At 51.1% G+C, this 25,286-nt stretch carries 26 protein-coding genes; 11 read left to right on the top strand and 15 right to left on the bottom strand.

All coding sequences use genetic code 11. From position 1 onward, the window contains the following. The coding region (locus tag Q397_RS21850) for an IS1182 family transposase (protein WP_051609885.1) at positions 1 to 1,179 on the top strand (1,179 nt) is incomplete at its 5' end. Positions 1,180 to 1,346: 167 nt separating this feature from the next. Here the strand turns inward: Q397_RS21850 and speE are convergent. The 11 genes from speE to Q397_RS0109370 all read right to left on the bottom strand — a co-directional run bounded on the left by speE (position 1,347) and on the right by Q397_RS0109370 (position 12,245). Further along, positions 1,347 to 2,192 (bottom strand): polyamine aminopropyltransferase, encoded by an 846-nt coding sequence (gene speE / locus Q397_RS0109420; RefSeq protein ID WP_028879212.1) that lies wholly within the window; start codon positions 2,190 to 2,192, stop codon positions 1,347 to 1,349. Next, positions 2,189 to 2,677: an adenosylmethionine decarboxylase gene (gene speD, locus Q397_RS0109415; RefSeq protein ID WP_038013308.1), complete on the bottom strand. Its 489-nt coding sequence runs from the start codon at positions 2,675 to 2,677 to the stop codon at positions 2,189 to 2,191. The genes speE and speD overlap by 4 nt, the downstream gene beginning before the upstream one ends. Positions 2,678 to 2,854: 177 nt before the next feature. Next, positions 2,855 to 6,259, bottom strand: a complete 3,405-nt coding sequence (locus Q397_RS25280) for a tetratricopeptide repeat protein (protein WP_028879210.1) — start codon at positions 6,257 to 6,259, stop codon at positions 2,855 to 2,857. 22 nt (positions 6,260 to 6,281) lie between these two features. Continuing rightward, positions 6,282 to 7,013, bottom strand: coding sequence for an OmpA/MotB family protein (locus Q397_RS0109405; protein WP_051609884.1), 732 nt, complete (start codon positions 7,011 to 7,013; stop codon positions 6,282 to 6,284). After that, a complete protein-coding gene (locus Q397_RS24070) occupies positions 7,010 to 7,906 on the bottom strand; it encodes a flagellar motor protein MotB (protein WP_051609883.1) in 897 nt (298 codons plus the stop codon). Before Q397_RS24070 ends, Q397_RS0109405 begins: the two co-directional genes overlap by 4 nt. Positions 7,907 to 7,930: 24 nt before the next feature. Continuing rightward, the gene (locus Q397_RS0109395; protein WP_028879208.1) at positions 7,931 to 8,593 is read right to left on the bottom strand and encodes a protein phosphatase CheZ; all 663 of its coding nucleotides are present in this window, start codon (positions 8,591 to 8,593) and stop codon (positions 7,931 to 7,933) included. Positions 8,594 to 8,636: 43 nt separating this feature from the next. Then, positions 8,637 to 9,023 carry a chemotaxis response regulator CheY gene (locus Q397_RS0109390; protein ID WP_028879207.1) on the bottom strand — a complete coding sequence of 129 codons (387 nt, stop codon included), beginning with the start codon at positions 9,021 to 9,023 and terminating at the stop codon, positions 8,637 to 8,639. Between the two features lie 174 nt (positions 9,024 to 9,197). Continuing rightward, positions 9,198 to 9,983, bottom strand: a complete 786-nt coding sequence (locus Q397_RS21840) for a MotE family protein (RefSeq protein ID WP_051609882.1) — start codon at positions 9,981 to 9,983, stop codon at positions 9,198 to 9,200. A gap of 17 nt (positions 9,984 to 10,000) precedes the next feature. Further along, positions 10,001 to 10,507, bottom strand: coding sequence for a DUF6468 domain-containing protein (locus Q397_RS0109380; protein ID WP_156950667.1), 507 nt, complete (start codon positions 10,505 to 10,507; stop codon positions 10,001 to 10,003). A 5-nt stretch (positions 10,508 to 10,512) separates the two neighbouring features. Further along, the gene (fliM, locus tag Q397_RS0109375) at positions 10,513 to 11,649 is read right to left on the bottom strand and encodes a flagellar motor switch protein FliM (protein WP_028879205.1); all 1,137 of its coding nucleotides are present in this window, start codon (positions 11,647 to 11,649) and stop codon (positions 10,513 to 10,515) included. Between the two features lie 50 nt (positions 11,650 to 11,699). After that, the gene (locus Q397_RS0109370; protein WP_028879204.1) at positions 11,700 to 12,245 is read right to left on the bottom strand and encodes a flagellar basal body-associated FliL family protein; all 546 of its coding nucleotides are present in this window, start codon (positions 12,243 to 12,245) and stop codon (positions 11,700 to 11,702) included. A gap of 338 nt (positions 12,246 to 12,583) precedes the next feature. Between Q397_RS0109370 and flgF the strand changes: the two genes are divergently transcribed. The 5 genes from flgF (at position 12,584) to Q397_RS21830 (ending at position 16,676) form a co-directional block, all read left to right on the top strand. Then, entirely contained in the window at positions 12,584 to 13,315 is a 732-nt protein-coding gene (gene flgF / locus Q397_RS0109365; RefSeq protein ID WP_028879203.1) for a flagellar basal-body rod protein FlgF, read from the top strand. Positions 13,316 to 13,364: 49 nt separating this feature from the next. Then, positions 13,365 to 14,150 carry a flagellar basal-body rod protein FlgG gene (flgG, locus tag Q397_RS0109360; RefSeq protein WP_028879202.1) on the top strand — a complete coding sequence of 262 codons (786 nt, stop codon included), beginning with the start codon at positions 13,365 to 13,367 and terminating at the stop codon, positions 14,148 to 14,150. A 14-nt stretch (positions 14,151 to 14,164) separates the two neighbouring features. After that, positions 14,165 to 15,178, top strand: coding sequence for a flagellar basal body P-ring formation chaperone FlgA (flgA, locus tag Q397_RS21835; protein ID WP_051609881.1), 1,014 nt, complete (start codon positions 14,165 to 14,167; stop codon positions 15,176 to 15,178). Between the two features lie 50 nt (positions 15,179 to 15,228). After that, positions 15,229 to 15,984, top strand: coding sequence for a flagellar basal body L-ring protein FlgH (flgH, locus tag Q397_RS0109350; protein WP_028879201.1), 756 nt, complete (start codon positions 15,229 to 15,231; stop codon positions 15,982 to 15,984). Between the two features lie 197 nt (positions 15,985 to 16,181). After that, positions 16,182 to 16,676: a hypothetical protein gene (locus Q397_RS21830; RefSeq protein WP_051609880.1), complete on the top strand. Its 495-nt coding sequence runs from the start codon at positions 16,182 to 16,184 to the stop codon at positions 16,674 to 16,676. 16 nt (positions 16,677 to 16,692) lie between these two features. On the opposite strand, the gene Q397_RS25500 is transcribed toward Q397_RS21830, so the two are convergent. The 4 genes from Q397_RS25500 to Q397_RS0109330 all read right to left on the bottom strand — a co-directional run bounded on the left by Q397_RS25500 (position 16,693) and on the right by Q397_RS0109330 (position 18,929). Then, positions 16,693 to 17,418: a DegT/DnrJ/EryC1/StrS family aminotransferase gene (locus Q397_RS25500; RefSeq protein ID WP_051609879.1), complete on the bottom strand. Its 726-nt coding sequence runs from the start codon at positions 17,416 to 17,418 to the stop codon at positions 16,693 to 16,695. Beyond that, a complete protein-coding gene (locus tag Q397_RS25495; protein WP_051609878.1) occupies positions 17,415 to 17,831 on the bottom strand; it encodes an aminotransferase class I/II-fold pyridoxal phosphate-dependent enzyme in 417 nt (138 codons plus the stop codon). The genes Q397_RS25500 and Q397_RS25495 overlap by 4 nt, the downstream gene beginning before the upstream one ends. Positions 17,832 to 17,927: 96 nt before the next feature. Then, a complete protein-coding gene (dksA, locus tag Q397_RS0109335) occupies positions 17,928 to 18,344 on the bottom strand; it encodes an RNA polymerase-binding protein DksA (RefSeq protein ID WP_028879200.1) in 417 nt (138 codons plus the stop codon). A gap of 144 nt (positions 18,345 to 18,488) precedes the next feature. Continuing rightward, entirely contained in the window at positions 18,489 to 18,929 is a 441-nt protein-coding gene (locus Q397_RS0109330; RefSeq protein ID WP_028879199.1) for a flagellar assembly protein FliX, read from the bottom strand. 241 nt (positions 18,930 to 19,170) lie between these two features. Here Q397_RS0109330 and Q397_RS0109325 point away from each other — a divergent pair, with 241 nt between their 5' ends. The 5 genes from Q397_RS0109325 to flgK all read left to right on the top strand — a co-directional run bounded on the left by Q397_RS0109325 (position 19,171) and on the right by flgK (position 25,286). Then, positions 19,171 to 20,829, top strand: coding sequence for a flagellar hook-basal body complex protein (locus Q397_RS0109325; RefSeq protein WP_028879198.1), 1,659 nt, complete (start codon positions 19,171 to 19,173; stop codon positions 20,827 to 20,829). 264 nt (positions 20,830 to 21,093) lie between these two features. Beyond that, complete coding sequence (locus Q397_RS0109320) at positions 21,094 to 22,260, top strand: flagellar basal body P-ring protein FlgI (protein WP_028879197.1); 1,167 nt, start codon at positions 21,094 to 21,096, stop codon at positions 22,258 to 22,260. Between the two features lies 1 nt (position 22,261). Further along, positions 22,262 to 22,657, top strand: coding sequence for a rod-binding protein (locus Q397_RS0109315; protein ID WP_240475048.1), 396 nt, complete (start codon positions 22,262 to 22,264; stop codon positions 22,655 to 22,657). A 2-nt stretch (positions 22,658 to 22,659) separates the two neighbouring features. Next, positions 22,660 to 23,091, top strand: coding sequence for a flagellar protein FlgN (locus Q397_RS0109310; RefSeq protein ID WP_028879195.1), 432 nt, complete (start codon positions 22,660 to 22,662; stop codon positions 23,089 to 23,091). Positions 23,092 to 23,123: 32 nt separating this feature from the next. Beyond that, positions 23,124 to 25,286: a flagellar hook-associated protein FlgK gene (gene flgK, locus Q397_RS0109305; RefSeq protein WP_028879194.1), complete on the top strand. Its 2,163-nt coding sequence runs from the start codon at positions 23,124 to 23,126 to the stop codon at positions 25,284 to 25,286.

Below are 25,286 nucleotides of genomic sequence, written 5' to 3'. Positions count from 1 at the left end.
ATTCGCTCCGAGCGTCAGTTGGTGCGCGAGATTGAGGTCAATGTGGCCTATCGCTGGTTTCTGGGGCTGCGCCTGACAGACAAGGTGTTTGATGCCTCGACCTTTTCACAAAACCGTCGTCGCCGTTTTGTCGATACGCCCGTTTATCAGGAGATTTTCGACGAGATCGTGACACAAGCTATTGCAGCCGGGTTGGTCGATGGCACTGTGCTTTACACCGATAGCACCCATTTAAAGGCGAACGCCAACAAGCATAAGTTCGATAAGAAAATGATGGTTAAATCCCGTGCCGATTATCTGGATGAACTGGACGCGGCCATTGATGCAGATCGTGCGGCCAAGGGCCAAAAACCACTTAAAAAGAAAGAGCGTGAACCGGACGTCAAAGAGACCAAAGTGAGCCGGACAGATCAGGATTCCGGCTATATGGTGCGCGATGGCAAACCCAAGGGCTTCTTTTATCTGGATCATCGCACGTTAGATGGGATGCATGCCATCATCACGGATACTCATGTGACGGCGGGCAACGTTCATGACAGCATTCCCTATCTGTCACGACTGGATGAACAGTGTGAGAAGTTCGGCTTTGAACCCAAGGCGGTTGGGCTGGATGCGGGGTATATGACGAATGGTATTTGCAAAGGTTTGCATGATCGTGAAGTTGAAGGTGTGATTGGCTATCGCCGTCCCAACTCACGCAAGGGATTTTTCTACAAACGCCAATATGAATATATCCCCGGCATTGACGGCTATAAATGCCCCGGCGGGCAGGTTTTGCGCTATAGCACCACCAGTCGGGATGGCTATCGCGAATATAAAAGTGAGGCAAAAATCTGTGAATGCTGTCCGTTTTTGGGCCAATGCACCTCAAGCGCCAATTATGTAAAGGTCGTGACCCGTCATGTCTGGCAAGATATCCGGGACAAAACGGACCGAAACCGCTTAACGCCTTGGGGAAAAGCGATTTACAAACGGCGCAAGGAAACTGTGGAACGCAGTTTTGCTGATGCCAAACAATTGCATGGGCACCGCTATGCCCGTCTGAGAAGCCTGACCAAAGTGAAAGAGCAATGCTTGATGGCAGCCACCGCCCAAAACATCAAGAAAATCGCCCTCATCTTAGCCCGTCTCAGGTTTTTATGGCGATATTTACCCACTGGAACGCCCACATATGCCTGAAAATGAAGCAGTGGAGCAACCTGCTTAAAGAAATGTCCAACAGAACAAAAAAACACAACCTTATAGAAAATAACAAACCCCGCCAAAATTGACGGGGTTTGTCAGAGATCTGAGGCATGTTCATTTCTAAACGAACATGCCTTTTTCTTTATAGGGAACTTGTTCAGTTACTTCACAAGTTTTTCAATGTAACGCGGCAAAGAAAATGCCCCGACATGTACACCCGGTGTGTAATAGAACGTATCAAAACCAGCTTTCTTAAAGCGGGCCTCAATGACATCTACAGATTGACGACGCGCCGCCGGATCATTTGATGCCCAAGCCAAGGTCATAAAGCCACCGATATACGTCGGCACCGCAACAACATAGAAGCCCATGTCCGCAAAATGCGGTGACATGCGTGCCTGTGTCGTTGTCACTTCATCGGCCTGAAAGAACGGAACGCCATTCTGAGTGACCAGAATACCGGCTTCGCTCAGGCACTTTTGACAGTCGCTATAAAATTCGGATGTAAACAACACTTCACCCGGCCCGATGGGGTCGGTTGAATCGACGATAATCACGTCAAATTTTTCTGTAGTTTCTTTTACGAATTTAAGGCCATCTGCGATAATCAGATTACACCGTGGATTTTCAAAAGCACCGTCTGCGTGGGCTGGGAAGTACTTCTTCGCCATATCCACAACCGAGGCATCAATTTCAACCATGGTGCAGTTTACATCTTCATGACGCAGAACTTCACGCAAAACGCCACCATCACCGCCACCGATGATCAGGACATTCTTGACATTACCATGGGCCAAAATCGGCACATGAGAAATCATTTCGTGATAAATAAACTCATCACGATCCGTTGTCTGGATGACACCATCCAACGCCATAACACGACCAAAAAATTCGTTTTCAAAAATAATCAGGTCTTGATGTTCGGTCTTTTCTTCGAACAGGACGTCACTTGCTTCAAACCGTTGTTGATAGCTACCATATAGGGTTTCACTAATCCAACGGCTCATGATACGTCTTTGCCCCGCAGTTGCTCATCCACATCAACGCGATCCGGTGTAAAGGCTTTTTCCAGGAACGGAATAGCTTTATGGGGATCACAATCACCGCACATAAACACGTCCAACGCCGCGTAAGACGCCTCAGGCCATGTGTGGATACTGATGTGTGATTCTGCGAGGACCAACACGCCGGACACGCCGCCGTTTGGTTCAAAGTGATGTAAGTGGCAATGTAGAATTGTTGCACCGGCCTCATCAGCCCCTTGACGTAAGGTACGTTCGATCAACTCGATATCATCAAGTTTATCCGCCCCCCAGAGGTCAATCAACAAATGGGTGCCCGCATAACGGATGCCATTACGTTCGATAAAATAATCTTTGTTGTTCTCTATTACGGCAAAGCCGCTCGGAGAACCTTCGTTTTCGCGTGACTGGGTTTCGCTCGGAGTTTTCCCCGAGTCCATCCCCAGTTCGGCAAGAGCTGCTTTAGACATGCTCATCCCTTTCCAAACCAGTAGACAGATGATCCGCAAAAACGTGTAAGTGCGGATAAGGCGACACTCATTGCCTGACTTCCCCCCCAAACACAAGTTAAATCTTCCTTATATGACATTTTTTTGTCACAGGGTTGCAGGTAAGTAACAGAATTAGAAGATGTTTCGGAACATAAGCTAGTTAATTGCACTCAACTCACCCGCCTTTAAACGTTCCTGATACTCAGTCATAAAGGTGGTGAAATTCTCAGCCGGTTTAATCAATTGGGTAATCGTGCGCGGATCCAGCATACCCGCATTCTCGCGCGAGGCAATCAGACGGAAGGCATCACGCAAGGAGGTTTCCTCCATCGCATTGCCATACTCGGCCCGCACCATACCGATGCCACGTTCGTTCCCGCCAAGCGTATAAGCAACCGCCAGATTAAGGATCAGGCCCGCCTGTTCTTCCGTCAACGGCTTGTTGCTCCGCGCGCCCTTGGCTGCTGCCAGACGACGCAACACGCCACTGGCGTTACGCCAGTCCCCCGCATTCCAATAAACTTCCGATCGCAACAGGTCTGCGGCCACCGTTTCGTCTTCTGCATCTTCCAGCATCAACAAAGCTTTATCCGCCTGCCCCATATCAATCAAAGCGCGGGCTTCGAGATGGCGGCGCGTCACCACATGCTCCGGCTCCATATTCGGTTGCTTCGACTTGGTCAAGGCCCGGATTGCCCGTTTCGGCTTGCTTGCCGCCAGATAGACCACAGCCAGACGTGTGCCGACCTGTGCTTTTTCCTTACCACTGAGACGGAATTGAACCTGATTTTCCAAAAGCTCTGCCGCTTCACGCAACAGGTCAACCGCCGCCAGACGGTCCGCCAATTTACGGATCATCTCATCACCTTTATCCCCGGCGGGTGTCAATTCGCGGAATTCATCATACAGCGCAATCGCTGTCACAGGTGGCAACTCATCAGCCTTGCCTGCCAAATAGAGTTCCTCAAAGATGCGGATCATTTCCTGCGTCACCGCTTCGGCGTCCGGATGCTTTCTGAAATAAGTGGCCGCTTGTCTTAAGGTGCGCAAGCCATCCCGATAGTTACCGGTTTTGACATACATATCACCCAGTCGGCGCAGCAAGTTAAATTCAAAGTCATCGCCGCGCCATGCAAAGCGTAGTTTCTCCAGCGCCTCGATCATCTCTTTGTCATTGATGCGCTCGTTCTTAAGCAGCAGCTCCGCCTTCGCCAACGATGCTTTTGCACGCGATGGACGATGGTTGCCGTTTTCGACCTCTTCATAGATCACAACCGCGCCATCGGGATCACCGCTGATTTCTTTGCTCCGCCCGCGCAGGAACTTAACCGCGTCGGCCTGACGCTTGCCCAGACCTTCGGCTTCCAACACTTCCAGATAAGACTCAGCCTGGCGCACGTCGCCAATGGACAAGGCCGCTTCCGTCAGGATCATGGCAAGCGGGAATTTCAGGCGTGGCGGATAGGGTCGGATCACGCCCGCAAGGCGTTTCAGGTCCGCGGCGGCTTCTGTCATATTGCCACTCGCACCTTTCAGGGCCGCTTGCCAGAAGGCCCCCTCATCTTTCTCGGCGATATCGGGATGATCAAAATCTTTGACCGCCTCGTCCAATCGTCCGGTCGCAAAGTTCGCAACCCCTTTCAAGGCGAGGAATTCCGGGTCTTGCATTTTTTGCGGATCAGCCTTTGCCATCACTTCCAACACGCCCAAGGCTTCCGGTCCCCGCCCATGAGAGACATAGAAACGCGCAAGATCAAGACGCGCGATCTCGCGGCGCGGACCTTTCAGACCTGCCGGTGCTTTCTGCATTTCCTGATGGTAGTAGCGATAATTTTTGCCGTCGCCTACTTTCCATTTATCAAAATCGAACATGCGCGAAATACCGCGCAAGCCGCCCATTTTAGCCGCAGCAACCGCCTTTTTACCTGTATCAGATAATTTTAGGCTGGAGGCTGCCGTCATCTCGATCCCGGATTGCAAACTACGGACACGCAAATCGTCTGATCGTGGGAGATAAGCCGCCCCTTGCGCACTTGCCAGCAGTTGGAACTGCGGATAATTACGCGGCGTATTCACCCCATGCCCCAACGGAATAACCGGCACGGCAATCACGTTGTCACCCACAATCGGGTCTTGGAAGGGAACAGGCAGACCTGCTTCCTGAACCGGCATAAACAACCGCGAGCCTGCAGGGGAAAACGGCTGGGCTTCCACCTGAATTTCCTGCGCAGCCACCATCGGCAACTTGCCAAAATCAAAAATCCACGCCAGTCCCTCACGTTTTGGACGCGGGTTAAAGCCATCCGGCGTTTCAATGCGCAACACCGTCGCGCGCGGGATATTCAGCTGCTCAATGCCCGTAATACCGCCGCCTGCGCTTTGCGCCAACGCTTGGACATCTTGTTCTGTTTGCTTATCAAACACCAACCACACAGAGCCACTACGTCTAAAGGCGGCAGCAGCAACGGGTTCCCCAAATTCAAATCGTAAAGAAAACGCACTGGCAAGCCCCGCAGCATTTGGTCCGGTTTTCTCCGTAACCTGCGACAACTCTTCCGGGGCGGAGACTTGAGCGACAGGCGCAGCCTTAGGCGCAGGTGGCTCTTCCGCTTTTGGCGCCGGTGTAGGGGCTGGTGTTGGTTTAGCTGGTGCGGCAGGCGCAGGTTTGGGGGTTGGCGCGGGTTGTTGTGGCTTGGGTTGTGCCGCCGCAACCTGTTGAGCCGGCTGCCCGCCTGACGGCGCAGCTGGCTTTTGCGCTAATCGGTCACGATAAACGTCAACGACAACTTTGTTGCCCACATAAAAATGCTTGATCCGCGACCCCGGCGTCACTGCCAGTTCGACGGCCTGCCCATTCTGACGCAATCCACGGACTTGACCTGTCAAATTACGTTGAGCAGCTGCGAAGTTATATTTTGCGGGTTCGGCGAAATTAACAACCGTCTTTTGTTCATAATCCCCAATCGTGTAACCAACTTTGCGCGGCCAGTCGAACACGATGCGGGTATGGGTGCCTTTTTCCCCTTTACGTACCCGTACATTCGGGCCGTCTTGCGGAACAACGGACGCCTGCATCGCAGGGGCCGGTGTCGCAGCGGGTGCAGGCGTTGGTGCCGGCGCAGAAGTGGGAGTGGGGGCAGGAGCCGGTGCAGGCTTGGGCGCAGGGGTTGGCGCGGGTGCGGGTTTCGCGGCCTGTGGTTCCCCTAGAATATCAACGACCAAAAAACTGCCCGTATAAAAACTACGTACCGCATAGTCACCATCCGTCAACCGGATCGCCACACTGCGACCATCAGTGGACGGGGTGATCGTGCGGATATATTTGCGCAGATTGCGGCGCACTTCGTCATAAGAAGTTTCCGCCGGCTCCCCCATCTGGATATTCAGAACACCATTTTGAATATCTGCGGAATACTGGACAGGAAGCGACCATTTAAAAACAATCCGACCATAGCCCGGATGCGCCCCTGCACGCACGGCGATACGCTCGGCCCAAGCAACCTCTGTTGCCAATAGACCGATCATAAAGACCATCATGCTTATTAGGACACGCATTGTCATGCGGATTGCCTAACTCCTCTTATCATTTCAACACACCGGTTTGTAAAACCATAATATCCACACGGCGCGCCAAAGCTTGTTTCTTCTCTTCGGGTATAGCAGGTAATTGATCATAACCGCTATCCCCATAACCATATGCCAAGAATTCTTGCGAGAAGCCAGACTTTCTTAAAGCATTCCCAACCGCAATCGCCCGAAAAAGCGATAATTCCCAATTTGATGCGTAATCAGAACCTGTCGCCGGTTGAGGGTCGGTATGTCCAGTTATAACAACCTGATTACTAACATGTCGTAAAACATCACCAATTTTTAACATGGAGTCAGTTGCCCGTGTGCTCAATGTTTTACTGCCACGGGTAAATAATAGATCCCCGGGCAAGGAGATCAGCAACCGATCATCTAGCAACTGGATCATGGACCGACCCAAGACCTCGTCCTTTTCAACTTTTTCTTCCAAGACGGCTTGCAAATATTCCAGATTGATTGCGCGCTGACGAAAAACGGTGGAGATATTAAAGTCCGCCGTCGCCGTCGCCACCGCCTCAACCTTATTGGGGTTTAATGTGGTGGAGAGAGAGTCCGTAATCGCATCCCATTTATCAATTTGCACGGTAGACATGGAAAACAGCATGACAAAGAACGTCAGCATCAACGACACCAAATCGGTGAAGGTCAGCATCCATGCGCCTTTTTTACCCTCTTCCTCTTTGGGTTTAAAACGACTTGTCCCCAACTGCCGCCCCGAATTTATCATGGCAGCGCCTCCCCTGCGTTAGGCTGCGGGCGCAAAGACAGCGGCGCGGGCCCATCCGATACGGTCGTTTCTTCGGTTGGCGCGGGCAAATCCAGCATCTGCGGCAAGGTCTGGATCACCTGCGCAGGCGTGCGCACAATCGGCTGCAACGTCACGGGCGCAGCGCGGACCGGTGCCTCGACAACGGGGGCCTGAATATCCCCGCGGATAAGGGGAGACTCTTCAAACTTGATGCGATTTTCGTCTGTTGCGCGGATATGGAACCAAATTTCAATGGTATCGCTGTCGCCGCCCTTCAACCCGATAGAAACCGATCCCGGAGGCGCCCCCCGCGTCAACAACTCGCGTGCGAACGCACCGGCGCGGCGCACAGGCAAAGTTTGCTCCGCCGACAGCGTCATTTCATCGGACCACGGGGAGGAGATGACAAATTCCATTTCAAACCGCAACCCCGGCGGATTGGCACTAAGTGCGGAAACCAGACGGTCCATAAACGGGTATTGGCCTTCCCGGACCACCGCTTGGTCCTGCTCAAACAGGTTATTGCCAGCGACTTCCACCCGCATTAAACGACCGGGCTGGATCGCTTCGACTTTCACAACACCAACAACCGTAGAGAACAAACCAGTCACTTGACGCTGAAATTCATCAGCCGCCAAAAACTCACCGGTTGTTGCATTAAAAGCTTGTAAATCCATACGGGGAGGCAGCACAGAAGAAAACGTTGAGGTTAAGCTTTCCATCAACGCTTTTGATTTCACTTCTTCTGTAGAGGAAATACTGACCAACAAGATAAAAAAGGCCAGAACAACGAGGTATAGAGACAGGAAGAGCGTTATGACCCGACCCGAGTCACCTTTGGATTTGTTTTCTCCCCCAAAGTTTACCTGCATCCGGTCCATCTCGTTGGGTTATGATTAATCGAAGCTGGCGAGCAGAGCGTCAATATCTTCCTGAGATTTACCCTGCCCTTCAAGCTGCGGCCCTTCCAGAAGGTCTTCATCTGTAATGACCTTCGGCCCGTCATCTTCGGGCTCGGGGTTTTCCGCCTTGAATTTTTCAATTTCAGAACCGAAGGCTTCCACCAACGCATCAATCTTATCTTCGATGTGATGCAAGGCATTCACGACCTTGGTGATCCGCTGGCCCGTAATGTCCTGAAACGTACAGGCTTCGTAAATTTTGGTAGTTGCGTCCATCAGCTTTTCACTGACGTCCGGTTCCACTTGACCCATCACCTCTTCCACCATTTCTGTTGCGTCCATAATACTGTTGGTCGCATCGGCTGTGGCTTCGACGATGGCATCAAGTTCATCACTGGCAGAAGACAGATATTTGTCTTTCACATCATCCGGGCGAAGCTGTGCAATCTCAGATTTTGCAGAATGAATGTAAGCCGCCAACGATTCCAGTTCGGAATAGAGCTCCATATCAGCAGAGGTAACGTCGCCTTTCATGGTTGTCATCAGACTGTCTACGACGTCTGCGACATCTTCCACTTTAACGTTATCCCCGTAGGTCTCGCGTAATTCGTCCAGACGTGACTTCAACTCTGGATCAACCTTTGTATTCACTGACATGAAAGCTCCCCGATTTCTTTGCTAGTCAGTTATCGGCAAATTCTTAGAAATCGCCGATAACACTAACCATTTTGCCTTTAAGCGTCTCCGCATTGAACGGCTTAACGATGTAGTTAGATACACCTGCCTCTTTCGCAGCGATAACGTTTTCGGACTTGCTTTCCGCAGTCACCATGATGAACGGAATATGCTTCAGCTTAGCATCTGCACGTACTTCGCGCAGCAATTGAAGACCTGTCATCGGCTCCATGTTCCAATCAGAAATGATTAGATCAAAGTTTGCCTGACGCAGTTTCTGCAAAGCCTGGCTACCATCTGTTGCTTCATCGATATTGGTGAAACCCAATTGGCGCAGAAGGTTGCGGATAATACGCAACATTGTTTTATAGTCATCCACGATCAGGATCGGCATATTAGGATCGACAGCCATCTAGCACTCCACTCCCAGAAGAAATAATATAATCGGCATGTGCTTCTCAAAAGAAACGGTTTTTAAAAAGCTTGTATAAATTTAGTACTTTACCATAACTCAGGACGCAACCCTTTTAAAAGGGAAAGCAACGCCTTAGTGCATTTTTTTAAGCTTTTTACGCAGTTTCTGGCATTATTGCCCGACGGCCAGCTCTCCCGGCTTAGGTAAACTACGTAAACGGAACAATTCTTCGGTCACATCCCGTGCTTTTTGCGGCGCCATTTTTGCTAAAATCGGTGCAAGACGGCGATTATTCATCTTTTCAGCCACTTGCAACAGAACATCCATCTCCAGCTCTTCAAAGATTCGACCCGCATCCTTGGGCTTCATATTCTCGTAAATCTTAACGAGGTTCTGCAGTTTATTTTCCTGCTCCTCATCATATTTAACCATGCTTTCTTCAATCGTCAGCTGCAAGGCTTTGAGACTCTGAACCTTTTTATCAATCCGCGCTTCTGCGGCTTTCAACAGGTTTTCGCGCACATCAAGCTCGCGTGCCTGCGCCTCGATCTCTTCGCGACGTTCTGCCAGTTTCTGCAACAGGTCAACTTCAGCTTGGGTGTAGAAGGTCGGATCATCAATGAAAGACGAGTCGGGCTTGGCGTTCTTCTCTTCAGCCTGAATAGCGGCTTCTTCTTCGGCAATCGCCGCTTTTTCCTCGTCGCTCAACGCGTCGGTATTGGCTTGGGCAAGTTCCAGCACCTTAGGCGGGGACGGGTGGCGTTTTTCCAGAATTTCGCGCGCAGACTTGGGACGCAAGCCGCCTTCTTCGGCTTCAGCGCCCGCCTTGGAGACAGAAACACCGTCCATCCAATCGCCCACACCTTCCCAGATTGTGCCAACTTTTACGGTCAGCAGAAAGAAGGCGACAAAGATCGTCACCGGCAGAACACGTAAATTTGCTAAAGTGGCCAACATGGGGTGTCTCCTTCGACTTAGCGAACGGATTCAAGAGCTTTCAACAGCTCCCGTTCCGCATCCGTCTTGGGTTTATAGTCGTCATCATCGTCCAGAAAACTCGGTTCCGGCTTCGGCTTGGCGGCAGGTGTTGCCTTTGGTTCCGGCGGGACAACCGTATCCTTGACTTTTTTACCGGAAAAGGCCGGAGCTTGCGGCTCTGGGCGATTATTGCGCACACGCTCTTCCAGCTTGTCGGCAGATGCGCCCGCGCGTTCGATCAGAAAATTAAGATCGTCTCGCAGGGCTTCGGCCTTTCTCAGCGTATCTTGCACATCACGCTTCATGTCGTCCGCAGACCCGGTGAGCTTGTGAATACTTTCTTCCGCACGAATGGTCGCATCGTTAAAGCTTTGCGCCAGCTTTTCCAGTTCGGATTGATCTTTGCGCAAGTCCGTCAAGCGACGATTGAGCATCACTGCATAAGCAATCGTTGCAATCAACAAGATTGCAATGAGCATGTCTAAGATTAAAGCAAACGGCAAGGTCTCTATCCTTTCTGCTTGGTAATCTCGTCGTCGATACGAACGGCGATATTCTGACCCTTACGGCCCATTTTACCAGTATACATGGATACACCGCCACAACGAATTTCAATATCTGAATCCGGCGTTGCATTAAACATAATCTGCGAACCAATTTTCAGGTTCAAAATATCCGTCAGCTCCATATACTGTTCATCCAGCACGGCTTCCAGATCCACATCGGTTTGCCACAATTCGCGCGCCAAGTGAGTTTCCCAGATACTGTCTCGACCGAATTTCTCCCCCATAAACATTTGCAGGAGGAGTTCCCGAACCGGTTCCAGCGTCGCATAGGGCAACAGCATTTCCACGCGCCCCCCGCGATCTTCCATATCAATCCGCAGCTTCGCCACAATCGCGGCGTTACTAGGGCGTGAAATGGTCGCAAAACGCGGGTTGGTCTCCAGACGATCAAACCGGAACGTTACCGGCGACAGCGGATCAAAGGCGGCAGACAAATCATTCAGGACCACATGCACCATACGTTCCACCAGATTGCGTTCAATCGTGGTGTAGGGTCGTCCCTCAATGCGCATCGCAGCCGTCCCGCGACGCCCCCCCAGCAACACGTCCACGATAGAATAGATCATGGAACTGTCGATGGTCAGCAAACCATAGTTATCCCATTCTTCCGCTTTGAACACGCCCAGCATCGCCGGCAGCGGAATAGAGTTTAGATAGTCACCGAAACGGATAGATACAATGTTATCCAGCGAAACTTCTACGTTATCGGACGTAAAGTTACGCATAGAGGTGGACATCATACGGACAAGGCGGTCAAAGACCACCTCCAACATAGGCAAACGTTCGTAGGACACCAGCGCCGAGTTCAGGATCGCCTGAATACCGCTTTGCCCCGTATCGTCGTCATGATCTTCATCGAAACCCAGAAGGCTATCGATCTCATCCTGGTTTAGAACACGCGTGGACTCACGTCCGCCAACAGCACCCAGCAAGTCTGTACTGGGGCCGCCATCGTCGTCCCCTACCATGGACTCCCATTCTGCTGCGAGATCGTCGTCGGCACCGCCGTCTTCGTCATCGCCTAGGGCAGCTTCCCATTCAGCAGCGAGATCTTCACCATCATCATCGGCGACAGTCATGCACCCTGTCCTTTACGTCGTTCCATCATCGTCTTTAGATACGGGTACTGTTATTGTACCAGCATCTCCTTAAATAACACATCGTTAACCTTAACAGGGGCCACCGCGTCATTCACGCGCGCCAGCAGCTCTTCACGCAAACGATACATCCCCGCCGACCCCTTCAAGTCCTCCACGCGTAATTCACGCAGGTACACTTGAAATGCATCGACCACACGGTCCTGTACAGCTTCCACCTGAGGCACATCTAAAGAATTGGCAAGTTCCAGACTCACGCGGATTTTCAGGAAGCTGGATTTACGTCCCGTTGTGTTCAGGTTCACCAGAATTTCCGGCAAATCGGTAAAGGCAACCTGCAGCGGCTCCCCATCCGGCCCCAACTCAGGGCCCGCATTTTCTTCACCTTCTACCGTTTCTTCCGACCCCATAAGCGGGTCCAGAAGACAGGTAAAATACGCGCCAGCCGCACCGCCGAGGATCAAAACAAGGGGAATAGCCAACAGCAGCATTTTCTTTTTACTGCCACCAGAGCCACCACCTTCTTCTTCAAACTCGTCGTCGTCTTCCATGTCGTCGTCGAGATCGTCATCAGCCATGTTTCTTGCTCACATACATTAAAGTCAGAATTCAGTCGAACCGCATCTTATACGGTTACCCTTATTTACACCATATTAGGCAACTGGTTAACAACTGGTTTCTAAGGTTTATTTTCTTTTTCTCCCTCACATGCAAGACGATCGGCAAGGTTCACTCGGTATTTCTTGCCGAACGCTCAATTCTGACCGGGTAAAAAATGCAACAGCCCTCCTCTCGTATACCCATAACCCTTTATATATAAAAGTTTTTTAAAGTTGGCACACCTTCTGCATATAGATTGGCAACCGCAGCGAAATGACTGCACACCCTAGAGCGAACTAGTTAGAGGCATAGCCAAATGGAAAATACATTACTCATCGCATTGTCCCGACAGACAACCCTGCGCCGTGAAATGACTTCTGTGGCAAACAACATCGCCAACATGAACACTCAAGCGTACAAGCGTGAGTCTATGATGTTTGACGACTATCTGGTCCGCAGTGACGGTGGTGAGCGTATCATGGGCGACAAACTGATGTTTGTACGCGACGTTGCACAATATCGCGACCTGTCAGAAGGTAAATTCGACGAAACCGGCAATCCGCTGGACGTTGCCATCCACGGGGAAGGCTATTTTGTCGTCGATACCCCAGAAGGCAACCGCTACACACGCAACGGTCACTTTCAGCTCAACAGCAATGGTGTGCTGGTGAATACGGACGGTCATCCCGTCCTGACAGAAGACGGCGATCAAATCCAGACAACCCCGGGCGATACCCGCTTTGAAATCAGCCGCAATGGCGAAATTCATACGGATGCAGGTCCGGTCGGCAAGTTAGGCATTGTCCAATTTGACAACCCGCAAGAACTGGAAAAAGTATCCAGCACCCTGATGAAATCAGATGCCGCGGGCGTACAGGTCGAAAACCCGGATGTTCATCAAGGCAAATTGGAAATGTCCAACGTGGAACCCATCATCGAAATGACTCGCATGATCGAGGTACACCGCGCCTATAACCGTGCAAAAAGCATGATTGATAAAGAAGATGAGCGTATCCGCAAGGCAAACACCCTCATCACAGGTCAATAAGCGCCGATCAAACGGCTAACAAAGAGCGAATAAGTTAGGAGTTAAAATTATGAGATCATTAAGTATCGGTGCTACAGGGATGCTGGCTCAACAACAGAACGTTGAAGTCATTTCCAACAACCTGGCAAACATGAACACCACGGCTTTTCAACGCCGCCGTACCGAATTTCACGATCTTCTGTATCAGAACCTGCGTCGCGTAGGCTCCACATCCGGTCAGGACGGCTCGGTTGTCCCAACAGGCGTTCAGCTTGGTTTGGGTGTGAAACTGGCTGCGGTTTACCGTATCCACGAACAAGGCAACATGAGCGCCACCGACAATACGTTTGATCTTGCCATTCAAGGCAACGGCTTCTTCCAGATCAATCTGCCAAGCGGCGAAACCGCTTACACCCGTGACGGCACATTCCAGCTCAACGGTAACGGTGAACTGGTGACCCACGATGGCTATCTGGTTCAACCGGGCATCACCATTCCGGCAAACGCGGTTGATGTCACCGTCAACTCCAGTGGCGAAGTTCTGGCGAAAATCGATGGCCAGATTGCGCTGCAAAACGTTGGCCAGCTGCAACTTGCCTCTTTCCCGAACCCGGCGGGTCTAAGTGCCGAAGGTTCCAACTATTACCTTGAAACAGAAGCATCAGGGCAAGCGGCAACAGCTGCACCTGCAACCGTTGGCTACGGCAGCATCTTGCAAGGCTTTTTGGAAACATCCAACGTAAACGCGGTGTCAGAAATGACCAACCTGATTTCTGCACAACGCGCCTACGAAATGAACTCCAAGGTGATCTCCACCTCCGATGAGATGATGGGCACCTTGTCGCAAATGCGCTAAGGGAGATTGGTTCCATGACACGTTTTATCTATTTTCTTTCTGTTTTGTCCCTGCTGGTGGTGGCGTCCGCCGCCGTTGCAGGACAGCAGGCTTCAGAAAAAGAAGGCTTGACCCTCGGCGCTACCGGTCCGGTATCCTTGCGCGAAAACATCGTCGTGTCCGGTGCCTATATCCGTCTTGGCGATCTCTTCACCAATGCGCCGTCCGACAAAGCCGACACTGCCGTTGCTTACGCCCCAAAACCCGGTCGCCGCGCGTCTTTCGACGCCCGCTGGCTCTACCGTGTGGCCCGTGCCTATGGTTTGCAATGGCGCCCGCTGTCCGCTGACCTGAACGCCAGCGTCACCCGCGACAGTATCATCATTAACCGCGATGAAATCGAAGATGTCCTGATGTCAGCCCTGCATCAGTTTGATCTGCCACAAAACCCGCAGATCCAACTGAGTAACCGCAATCTGATGTTACATGTGCCGAGCGAAATCATGCCGGAAGTAAAAATTGAGGATGTTACGTTCAACGCACGCTCCCTTCGTTTTGCCGCTATTGTCGCTGTCGGTGAACAAGGCGCAAACCCGTTGCAACGGGTCCGCGTCACCGGCCAAGTCATCCAGATGATTGATGTCCCGACCCTGTCGCGCCGTATCGGCAAAGATGACGTCATCAAGGAAGATGACATCCGTTGGGTTCGTATGCGGGCTGATCGTACACAGCGCGACATCATCACCAACATAGACGACTTAGTCGGCATGGCCCCGAAACGCCACTTGCGTCCAGAACGTCCCGTGCGTGCCTCTGACATTCAGCACCCTGTTTTGGTGGAAAAAGGCAGCCTCGTTACGATTATCCTTAAAAAACCGGGCATGATGCTCACGTCACGTGGACGTGCCCTACAAAACGGTGCTGATGGAGAAACCATTCGCATCACCAACACGAACACAAGTCGCACAATCGAAGCGATCGTTGTTGGAAGTTCAACGGTAACGGTCCTACCGACCGGTATCAACCCACAGCTGGCTTTCAATAATTAAAAAATCCGCCAGTCGTTAATCTTAGAGCAAAAGTAGTTAGGAGATTGAAAATGTTACAGTCAAAACAAATTCTCCGGATCGTCGGCATTTTTGTTGTAATGTCCTCCCTATCCGCCTGTAACCTGTTTACCCGCCTGTCCCAAGTTGGTGACGGCCCGAAAACAACCGAGATTGTGAACCCGACCCATCGTCCGGCATACCAACCGGTCAGCATGCCCATGCCAGCGCCAAAAGCCAACATGGAGAACCCGAACTCCCTGTGGAGAAACGGCGCACGCGCATTCTTTAAGGACAATCGTGCCAACGAGATCGGGGACATCCTGACCGTCACAGTCGCCATTTCAGACAGCGCCGCCATCAATAATAAAACAGAGCGTACCCGTGACGACGGCGAAGACAGCAACATCACCAACCTGTTTGGCTTTGAAGCCGGTCTGGGCAAAATCGTTTCCAGCAACGTCCTGAACACATCCACTGTCAGTCTGGATACAGACCACACCACCAAAGGCGAAGGTAAAATTGCCCGTGATGAAAGCATCAGCCTGACCGTTGCCGCCATCATTACGCAAATTCTGCCCAACGGAAACCTAGTCATCAACGGTCGTCAGGAAACACTGGTAAACTACGAACTGCGTGAACTCAACATCACAGGGATCGTGCGTCCGGAAGATATTTCCTCTTCCAACTCCATCGACCATACAAAAATTGCAGAGATGCGCGTCACCTACGGTGGTCGCGGCAATGTCAGCGAACTTCAGCAACCACGTTGGGGTATGCAGGTTCTCGACATCCTCTCTCCCTTCTAAGCTGACTTAACACAGCTTACCGAATGCCCTAGCCTCTTATCGCTCTAAGATGCAGGTAAACTCAAGGCCGAAGTTTCACAACTTCGGCCTTCTTTCTTTTTGCCCGTCTTGCTTGAGAATTCTCTCCCTTTTTAAAGGGTTGTTAAGAACTGTAGATTTAAAATCACTGAATCGAGGTCTTCCAGAAAGCGTATGTCATGTCAAAATTTAGCTATGATTGTTCAAAATGTGCGGCCTTTTGCTGTATCGCGTTGGGGTATGAAGCCTCAGACCAGTTCCCCTACACCAAACCACAAAATGAACCTTGCAAAAATCTGGACAATTGCAACCGCTGTACAATCCATGATGATTTGGAAGCGCAAAACTATCATGGCTGCATCGCCTTTTCCTGCCATGGTGCCGGTCCACACCTGACCCAATGCTACAGTCGATTGGACTGGCAAAACGACCCTATCCTTAAACAAGAGGTCTATGACAAGTTTCATTTTTTAAGGGCGGTCTTTGAAATTGCGGAAACAACAGAGCTTACCCTCAAAAACAGTGGATTAACCCCCAAGGCGCTCATAAAAGATTTCTTCAAAATGATTGCGACGCGGCAAAAGATACCGCCCATCACTAATCGAGAAGCCACCGATCAATTTACGGAAATCTGGGAACAGAAACTCCGCGCCTTCATCCATAAAAATAAATAAATTCGGCCCTTCAAACTCACCCACAGATATCCTGCACCGCCTGAATAACCGCCCTCACATCCGCATCAGTCAGGCCAACATAATAGGGCAACGCCAGCACATTCTGATAAAAGCTGTCCGCCCCCGGCATTTCTTGAACCCCATAAAGTTTCTCATAATAGGGTTGCTGAGATACAGGAATATAATGCACTTGCGTCCCGACTTGCCGCTGTAGCAACGCCTTCATGACCGTCGCGCGATCCTTGCCCAAACCTTCAAAATCAATAGCAAGCTGGAACAGGTGTAACAACGGTTCACCATTCCCACTGGCAGGAACAACCTTCACATATGGAGAAAAACCATTCAAAGCCGCACGATATTGAGACGCAATTTCGGCACGGCGCTGGCGCACATCTTCCATTCGGGACAATTGACTAATTGCCAACACCGCCTGCACATCCGTCAGGCGATAATTAAATCCAAGCTCATCCATACGATAAGCCCACGGACCGGTATCCGGGTCAGGTGTCATCCCATGGCTTCTCAAAACCCGCATCTTTTCCGCATAAGCCGGGTTATTGGTAGACACCATCCCCCCTTCACTTGCCGTAAAGCTTTTTGTCGCATGAAGAGAAAAACAGGCCATATCACTGTAGGCACAAGCCCCAACCTTTGCGCCATGATTGGTGCCACCTAAGGCATGGCATGCATCTTCTACAATCTTCCATCCTTGAGCACGGGCATAGTCGCAAATGGATTTCATATCTGCGCAATGCCCCCCGATATGAACGGGATAAATCGCAACCCCCCCTCCCCCGTGCGGGCATGAGCCTTTTTCACATCTTCTAGCCGCATAATGCCGGTTGCTGGATCAACGTCGCAAAAGACCACATCAGCTCCGCACATGCGCACAGCATTTGCTGTCGCTAAAAATGTCAAAGCAGGAACAATCACCTTATCACCGGGCTTCAATCCCAGAGCCAGAGAAGCTAAATGCAGAGCCGTTGTCCCGTTACTGGACGCCACGCTTTCTTGCGCCTCTACAAGAGTCGCAAAAACACTTTCAAGCTCCGGCACCTTTGGCCCCGTCGTTAAAAACTGGCTACGTAAGACCTCGCACACAGCGTCGATATCTTCCCGCTGTACATGGGGGCGGGCATAAGGTTTCAGGGTCATTTTCTTACCTCGATGATGCAATCGAATTGAAAATGACACGGAACAAAAAAAGCGACAACCCTGAGATTGTCGCTTTTGAAAATTCTTGCTGACGGTTTAGTCGTCGCGGTGCGTTTTTTCCAAACGTTCGTGACGTTCCTGCGCTTCGATGCTCAACGTTGCAATAGGTCGAGCTTCCAAGCGACGGATCCCGATGGGTTCATCCGTCTCTTCACAGTAACCATAGGTCCCTTCGTCCAAACGCTCCAGCGCGGCATCAATTTTATTGATCAGCTTACGCGCACGGTCACGGGTCCGCAATTCCAGCGCACGATCCGTTTCCATAGACGCACGATCTGCCAGATCCGGTGCCTGATTATTTTCATGTTGCAGATGTTCGAGGGTTTCGTTGGATTCACGAATGAGTTCATCTTTCCAAGCCAGTAGCTTTTGACGGAAATACTCTTTCATGTTTTCATTCATAAACTCTTCTTGATCAGAAGGTTTATAATCATGCGCCAATGTGACGGTCATCCCCTGTATTCCTTCATGACATGGGCAGTCCTATTAAATTGCGCCGCAATATAAGGACTGATGTCTACATGCGCAAGTAATTTTATTATTGATTTAAAAGGATAACCATAAATCACTGTAAAAGCGTATTAAACGCCCGGAAAATCAAGATGTTCGGGATCTTCCCCACTTTGCAATCTCAACCTCGGCGCGCAATTCTATCTCGTCAATAATTTGTGCAAGCTGTGGGTCTTCCACCGTTTCCCGACGATTACGCAACAACTGTGCAAGATTCTGTAAGCGTTCAACCGAAATGGCTCCGCTCAAAATTTCGCTTTGAATTTGCGCCAGACGATCCAGAATATCTTCGCCTCGCAAATAAAGCGCCCGACGTTTTTCTTCCTCAGTGCTGTCACCGACTTCCTGTAAAGACAAAATCGAGTCCATGGACGCAACCGGCATGGTTTCCATGATCTCACTATGCGATCCCGCTGCGGGGGCTGGTCTTAAATGCGATGCGAAGTTACTTCCCGACGCCTGGGACGTACCACCTTTTTTCGCTGTTTTCGAGACACCTTTACTCGGACCCGTATTGGAAATTTTCATTTTTTATATTCCGCACATTCAGTCTTAATTCATTTTCCAGTATACGCGAAAAACCCCGAAAAGATAGTCACTCCTTTTACCCGGCAGATTTTGCCCGACGGCAGGATTTTCAGTGCCTTGCCGATTATCTCCACGCCCCAAGGCCCCAAGTTACAAGGAAACCGGTTTGGCACGGCTTTTGCTGTTTAGGTCAATGGGTCACTGTACCCGATGTGTAAATATAAACGAAGTGAGACAAAAAATGAGTTTGCTTGGACAATTCGCCGCCCCAGTCGGCGCGATGATGGCCCAAAGCAAGGCCATGCAGGTCATCGGTACCAACATCGCCAATATGAATACGGGCGGGTACAAAAGAAGTGAAACCACTTTCTATTCGATGATCTCAAAAACATACGGATACAACCGCGATATTGGCGGTGTAAACGGTATCACCCGACAACTGGTTGACCAACAAGGCCAAATTCTTGGGAGTGATAGCAACCTTGACGTTGCGATCAACGGGAACGGCTTTTTCGTCCTAAACTCTGAACTGGACGGCAGTGGTCAAACCTTCTACGGGCGCGACGGTATGTTGGGCATGGCCCTGGGCAATCAAATCACCACCACCATCAATGGCAATACCTATGTCACCCGCGAAGGGTACGTGGTCGATAAAAACGGCTACTACGTTCAAGGTTGGCCGGTAAATGCCGATCAGGAAACCTTCCCGACCGACGCAGGCTCTCTGGGCGCCATGCGGATCGACCCCGAAACCTTCACCAACAACGGGGAAGCGACAACAACGGCAGAGATCGGCTTGAACGTGCCGTCCAACGCGCCTGTCGGGTATCAGGAGTCAACCTTTATCAAGGCCTTTAATGCGCAAGGTGAACAGGTTTCCTACCAGCTGCGCTGGACCAACATTGTCTTGGGCAGCAACACCCAGACAGCCGCCCCAAACTGGGCACTGCCCGGGGGCGAAGCTGCCGGCTTCAGTGAAACCAACGAGATCACGACCTACAATAACCGTGGGTACGAAAAGCGTTACAATCTGCAATGGACCAAATCGGCAAACCCCGGTGAATGGACTTTGTCGGTACTGGAGGGATCGGACTCTCTCAGTTCAACAACCGTGACTTTCGATCCGGTTACAGGCGACATCGTCAGCCCAACTTCTGTCAATGTACAGGGGACAGGTGACTGGGATGATGCCTTTAGCCTTGATCTCAGCGCCATGAGCCAACCCGTCGCAGGTGCAGGCCCCATCACCCAGACAGGCTTCACCCAAGATGGAGTTGTTGCCGCTGCCGAGAAAAATAAATACTCGCTGGAAATTCTGGAAAATGGCGTCCCGTTAACCATCGATAGCGCCTCCGGCGACACAACGCCCGGCATCATGACAGTGGTGTTTAACGAAAGCGGTAAAATTCAGTCCCCCATCAACCTGACGATTGCGGGTACGGCAGCCGATGCGCCTACCTTCACATTAGATATGCAAAAAATCACCAACTATGCCTCCGGCACTTTGGTGGAAGGCAGCTATGATTATAATGGTCGTTCCAATGCGCGTCTGAGTCATGTCAGCTTTAACGCAGCAGGTGAGATGATCGGACATTTTGCGGATGCAACCACGCGTCCAATTTACAAATTACCGTTGGCTACCTTTACTAACCCCAACTCCCTTGATCCAGTGAACGGGAACGTCTTTAGGCTATCCGGCACAACAAGCGAGCCGGTGATCCGCACAGCGGGCGGGCAAGGGGCCGGCCAGTTTGTCCCGAATGCGCGTGAAATCTCTAACGTGGATATGGCGGATGAATTCACCTCGATGATTCTGACTCAAAAAGCCTACAACATGGGGTCCACGACCTTCAAGACCATCGACGAGATGAGTCAGGTTGCCCGCGACCTGAAACGCTAAGCCGAGCACTTCGTCTTTACACATCTAGGCCGCCCCTTTCACCAAGGGGCGGCTTTTCGTTTTTCACCCGGCAAATTTTTCCCCAACGGCAAAAACGCCCTGCCCCACCTCTATATGTCGAACGTACAAAACCTCATAAGATATTGTTTTATATAGACTCATCAAACATACCAGACTTGGCATCACCTTTGCATATTAGAAGCTAACGAAAACCGGCTTCAAAGAAAGCCACCATCGCACAACGGCTTTTAGGAAGAGAAAACCATGACTGCCGTCAAAAAGAGAACCAACCGGGCGCTTATGAGCGCAAAAGACAAGACAGCACAGGCCGTTTGCGCTCTGCTGCTGGCTGTAGGTCTTTTGATAAGTGCAACAGAAGTCCAAGCTTCTTCCCGGATCAAAGATATTGTGACATTTGAAGGTGTGCGCGACAACATGCTGGTCGGTTACGGCCTTGTTGTCGGTCTCAATGGGACAGGTGATGGCCTCAGCAACGGACATTTCACCAAACAGAGCTTGCTTTCCATGCTGGAACGCCTTGGCGTCAAACCAACTGAAGAAGGTCTGGATAGCGACAACGTAGCCGCCGTTATGGTCACCGCCAACCTTAAACCCTACGCCCGTCAAGGCTCTGAAATGGATGTGACGGTCAGTGCTCTCGGCGATGCCGACAGCTTAATGGGGGGCACCCTGCTTGTAACGCCGCTGATCGGCGCAGATGGAGAAGTTTATGCCGTGGCCCAAGGTCAATTGGCTGTTGGTGGCTTTACCGCACAAGGGAATGCCGAAACAGTGACCAAAGGGGTGCCGACATCCGGCCGGATCGCCAATGGCGCGATCATCGAACGTGAGCTGAACTTCGAAATGGCGGAGATGGATGACGTCAAAATCTCTCTCCGTAACCCGGACTTCACAACCGCGCGCCGGATTTCCCAAGCCATCAACGCCTTTTTAGGGACCAGCGCCTCGCGCCCCACCGACCCGGGGACCGTCCATCTTGACATTCCTGACGGCTATCAGGGCAACGTGGTCAACTTGCTGACTGACATCGAACAATTGCGCGTCGAGCCGGACCAAATGGCCCGTGTCGTGATTGACGAGACGACAGGCACCATTGTCATGGGTGAAAACGTGCGCATCAGTACAGTGGCGATTGCCCAAGGCAACCTGACCATCCGCATCACCGAAAACCAGCAAGTCTCTCAACCCGGTCCATTTGCGGAAGTCGGGACAACAACGACAGTTGATCGCACCACAACAGAAATTGACGAAAATGAAGACAAGAAAATGACTGTGCTGGACGATGGTGTCTCTCTGCAGGAGTTGGTCAACGGCCTCAACGCGCTGGGCATCGGTCCACGCGATCTAATCACAATTTTGCAAGCCATCAAATCCGCAGGTGCCTTGCAAGCCCAAATCGAGGTGATGTAAGATGACTGACCTGAGCATGATCACCCAAAGCCAGACCACCTATCAGCAGGCACAAACCGACAAAGCCCTTAAGGCTGCCGATAAGTTAAAAAATAGCCAGAACAGCTTTGCTGCCCTGACGGCAAAACAGATGCAGGATCCCTCTCACACCGCGGCCATGCAAAAAAGAAAAATTCGTGAAACCGCGATTGAGTTTGAAGCACAGTTTTTAAGCCAAATGCTGCAACCGATGTTTGAAGGCATTCAGGCTGAAGAACCGTTTAGCGGTGGACATTCCGAAAAGCTATGGCAGTCCATGCTGGTCAACGAATATGGTAAATCAATAGCTAAATCCGGCGGAATCGGTTTAGCAGATGAAGTGCAGAAACAATTACTGCGCGCACAAGAAGGACGCTAATTATGGATATCAACGACCGCGTAGCCGAACTGACTTACGTCTGTGAACGCATGATCGAAATCTTGCAAAAAGAAAATGACGCACTCGACAAGCAAGACGCCAAAGTGCTGGGTGAAACATTTGCCGAAAAAGATAAACTTAGCCGCCTCTACGAGCGCCACTGTCGTGCGCTGGAACGCGAAAGAAACGGTCTTGCCGACGTGGATGAAGATGCACGCACCAACCTTAAAAAACTCGGTAACGAGATGGATGAACTGGTCGCACAAAACGCCCGTATCCTGAAAATGAATATCGAGATGAACCGCCGTGTACTCTATCGCTTCGCCGATGTCGCCAAAAAGATGACACCGCACGCGGGAACTTACGCCCAAGACGCCAATATCGGGGTAAAAGCAGAAGCAACTGCGCCGATTTCACTTAATGAAACCCTCTAAAGAAACCTTGTAGAACACAAGGGAGATAGAAAATGTCAATTACTCACGCTTTAAACGTCGCCGCGGGCGGTCTACTCGCCACCCAAACTGCATTAGGGACGATTTCGGACAACGTGGCCAACGCGAACACCCCCGGTTATTCGCGTAAAATCGTTCAGTTTGAAACCAACGTCCTTGCGGGTGTCGGCGCGGGTGTCCGCATCGCCGACGTCGGTCGCGCTGTCGACGAAGAACTCATGCGTGATTTACGGGATGAGATGTCCGATCTCTATGCCATTGACTCTAAGACGACATTTTACAACCGACTGCAAGAAGTCTTCGGCAGCCCCGGCGACAACAGCTCTATCGCGCATACGATCTCCCAACTCAGCACAGCTTTTGAACAACTCTCCGTCACACCGGAACGCTCGCTGGAACAGAGCGAGGTCGTGCGCTGGGCACAAAATGCCGCCTATCAGCTGCAAGACATGACGGACTCCATTCAGGATTTGCGCAAACAAGCTGATAACTCCATTCATCAGACTGTAAAAGAAATTGACAATCATCTGGCGGAAATTGCCGACCTGAACCATAAAATCGTTCGAAATGACGTCGCAAACAATGACACATCTGCACTGCGAGACAAGCGTGATATGGCATTGAACGAACTGTCAAAACTCATCGACATCACCTACTTTGAACGCAGCAACGGCGAAATGTCCGTCTTCACCAAAGGTGGGCGGGTATTGGTTGACGAAGAATCTGTAGGGATTGCCCATAATCTGGGCGCCAGTGTCAGCCCCGTCACCACTCATGAAGAAGGCGACTTCTCGCCGATTTATGTCGGGGAAAAGGTAACAAGCAATGATATCACCAACGATGTTCAAGGCGGTAAGCTCAAGGGCTTAATCGACATGCGCGATGACGTGCTGCAGGGCCTGCAATCAGAATTGGACGAACTTGCCGGTACATTGCGCGATGTCATGAACGCGATTCATAACCGTGGCGTCGCTTTCCCCGGACAGCAGTCCATGAGTGGCACCACAGCCTTTCTCGACAGCAGTGCACAACGTATGGACTTCGGGAGTGGTGACACCCGCCTTGCCGTAATGGATGGGGACGGAAACCAGGTTGCCAATGCCTCCTTGAACACTCTGCTAACCGCAGACCATGGGGCCGGACCCTGGACACTGGATCAGGTTTCCACCACCATTGACAACTGGCTTGATACAAACGCCGGCGGGGGCACGGCTCAATTTGTGGATGGTAAGCTGCAAATTAATCTGGATAATACAAGTAATTACCTGACCCTTCGAGATGAAAGTGGCTCCGCTGCCGGGTCGGACATGCAAGACGCCACCATCAACTTCTATGGTGACGGGGTCAATGTGACCGATACACACGCAGGTTTCTCCGACTTCTTCGGCCTAAACGACTTTTATACCGAGGATCTGGGAACAAACATCTACGAAACCGGTATTTTGTCCTCCAACTATTCAGAAAGTGGCTCCGCCCTGACATTTTATGACGACAACGGCAATGGAACCCTAACTAATCTGGGTACGGTCCCCATCTCCGGCACGCTGGAGAATATGGCGAAACAAATTAACGACCAAAACATTGGGGTGCGCGCAACCGTCGTAACAGAAGGTGACGGCAAACGCTTGCGGATCACCAATGAAGCCGGGAACAATATGGAAATTGTTCAAGCGAACGGTAACTTCAAAAGCAATACCGGATTTGACGTCTCCAACGTGCGCGTTGCCCAATCCTTAGGCGTACGCAGTGACCTTGAATCTACCCCAAGCAACATTTCACGGGGGATCTTGCGCTGGGATGAATCGCTTGGCACCGGCGGGGAATACTATGTCAGTGCCGGTGACAATAAGATTGCCAGCGATTTTTCATCTGCTTTCAATAGCCAGCAAACATTTTCTGGAGCCGGTGGCCTTGGCGGGACATCGGGAACATTCAACGACTACGCATCCTCTATTATAGCCCTTAGTTCATCCCAAGCGGCCAACAACAAATTGGATGTTGAGATCCAGTCTTCCTTGGTCAACAGCCTTTCGCATAGAAATGACTCCCAGAAGGGTGTAAACTTGGATGAAGAGTTGTCGCAACTTATCTTGTACGAACAAGCATATTCCGCTGCGGCGCGTATCATCAGTGTCATCCAGACAATGTTTGAAACCCTTGAAGGTGCCGTCAGGTAG

This window comes from Terasakiella pusilla DSM 6293 (assembly GCF_000688235.1).
Lineage (GTDB): Bacteria > Pseudomonadota > Alphaproteobacteria > Rhodospirillales > Terasakiellaceae > Terasakiella > Terasakiella pusilla.
This window is presented reverse-complemented; position numbering and strand designations above follow the sequence as displayed.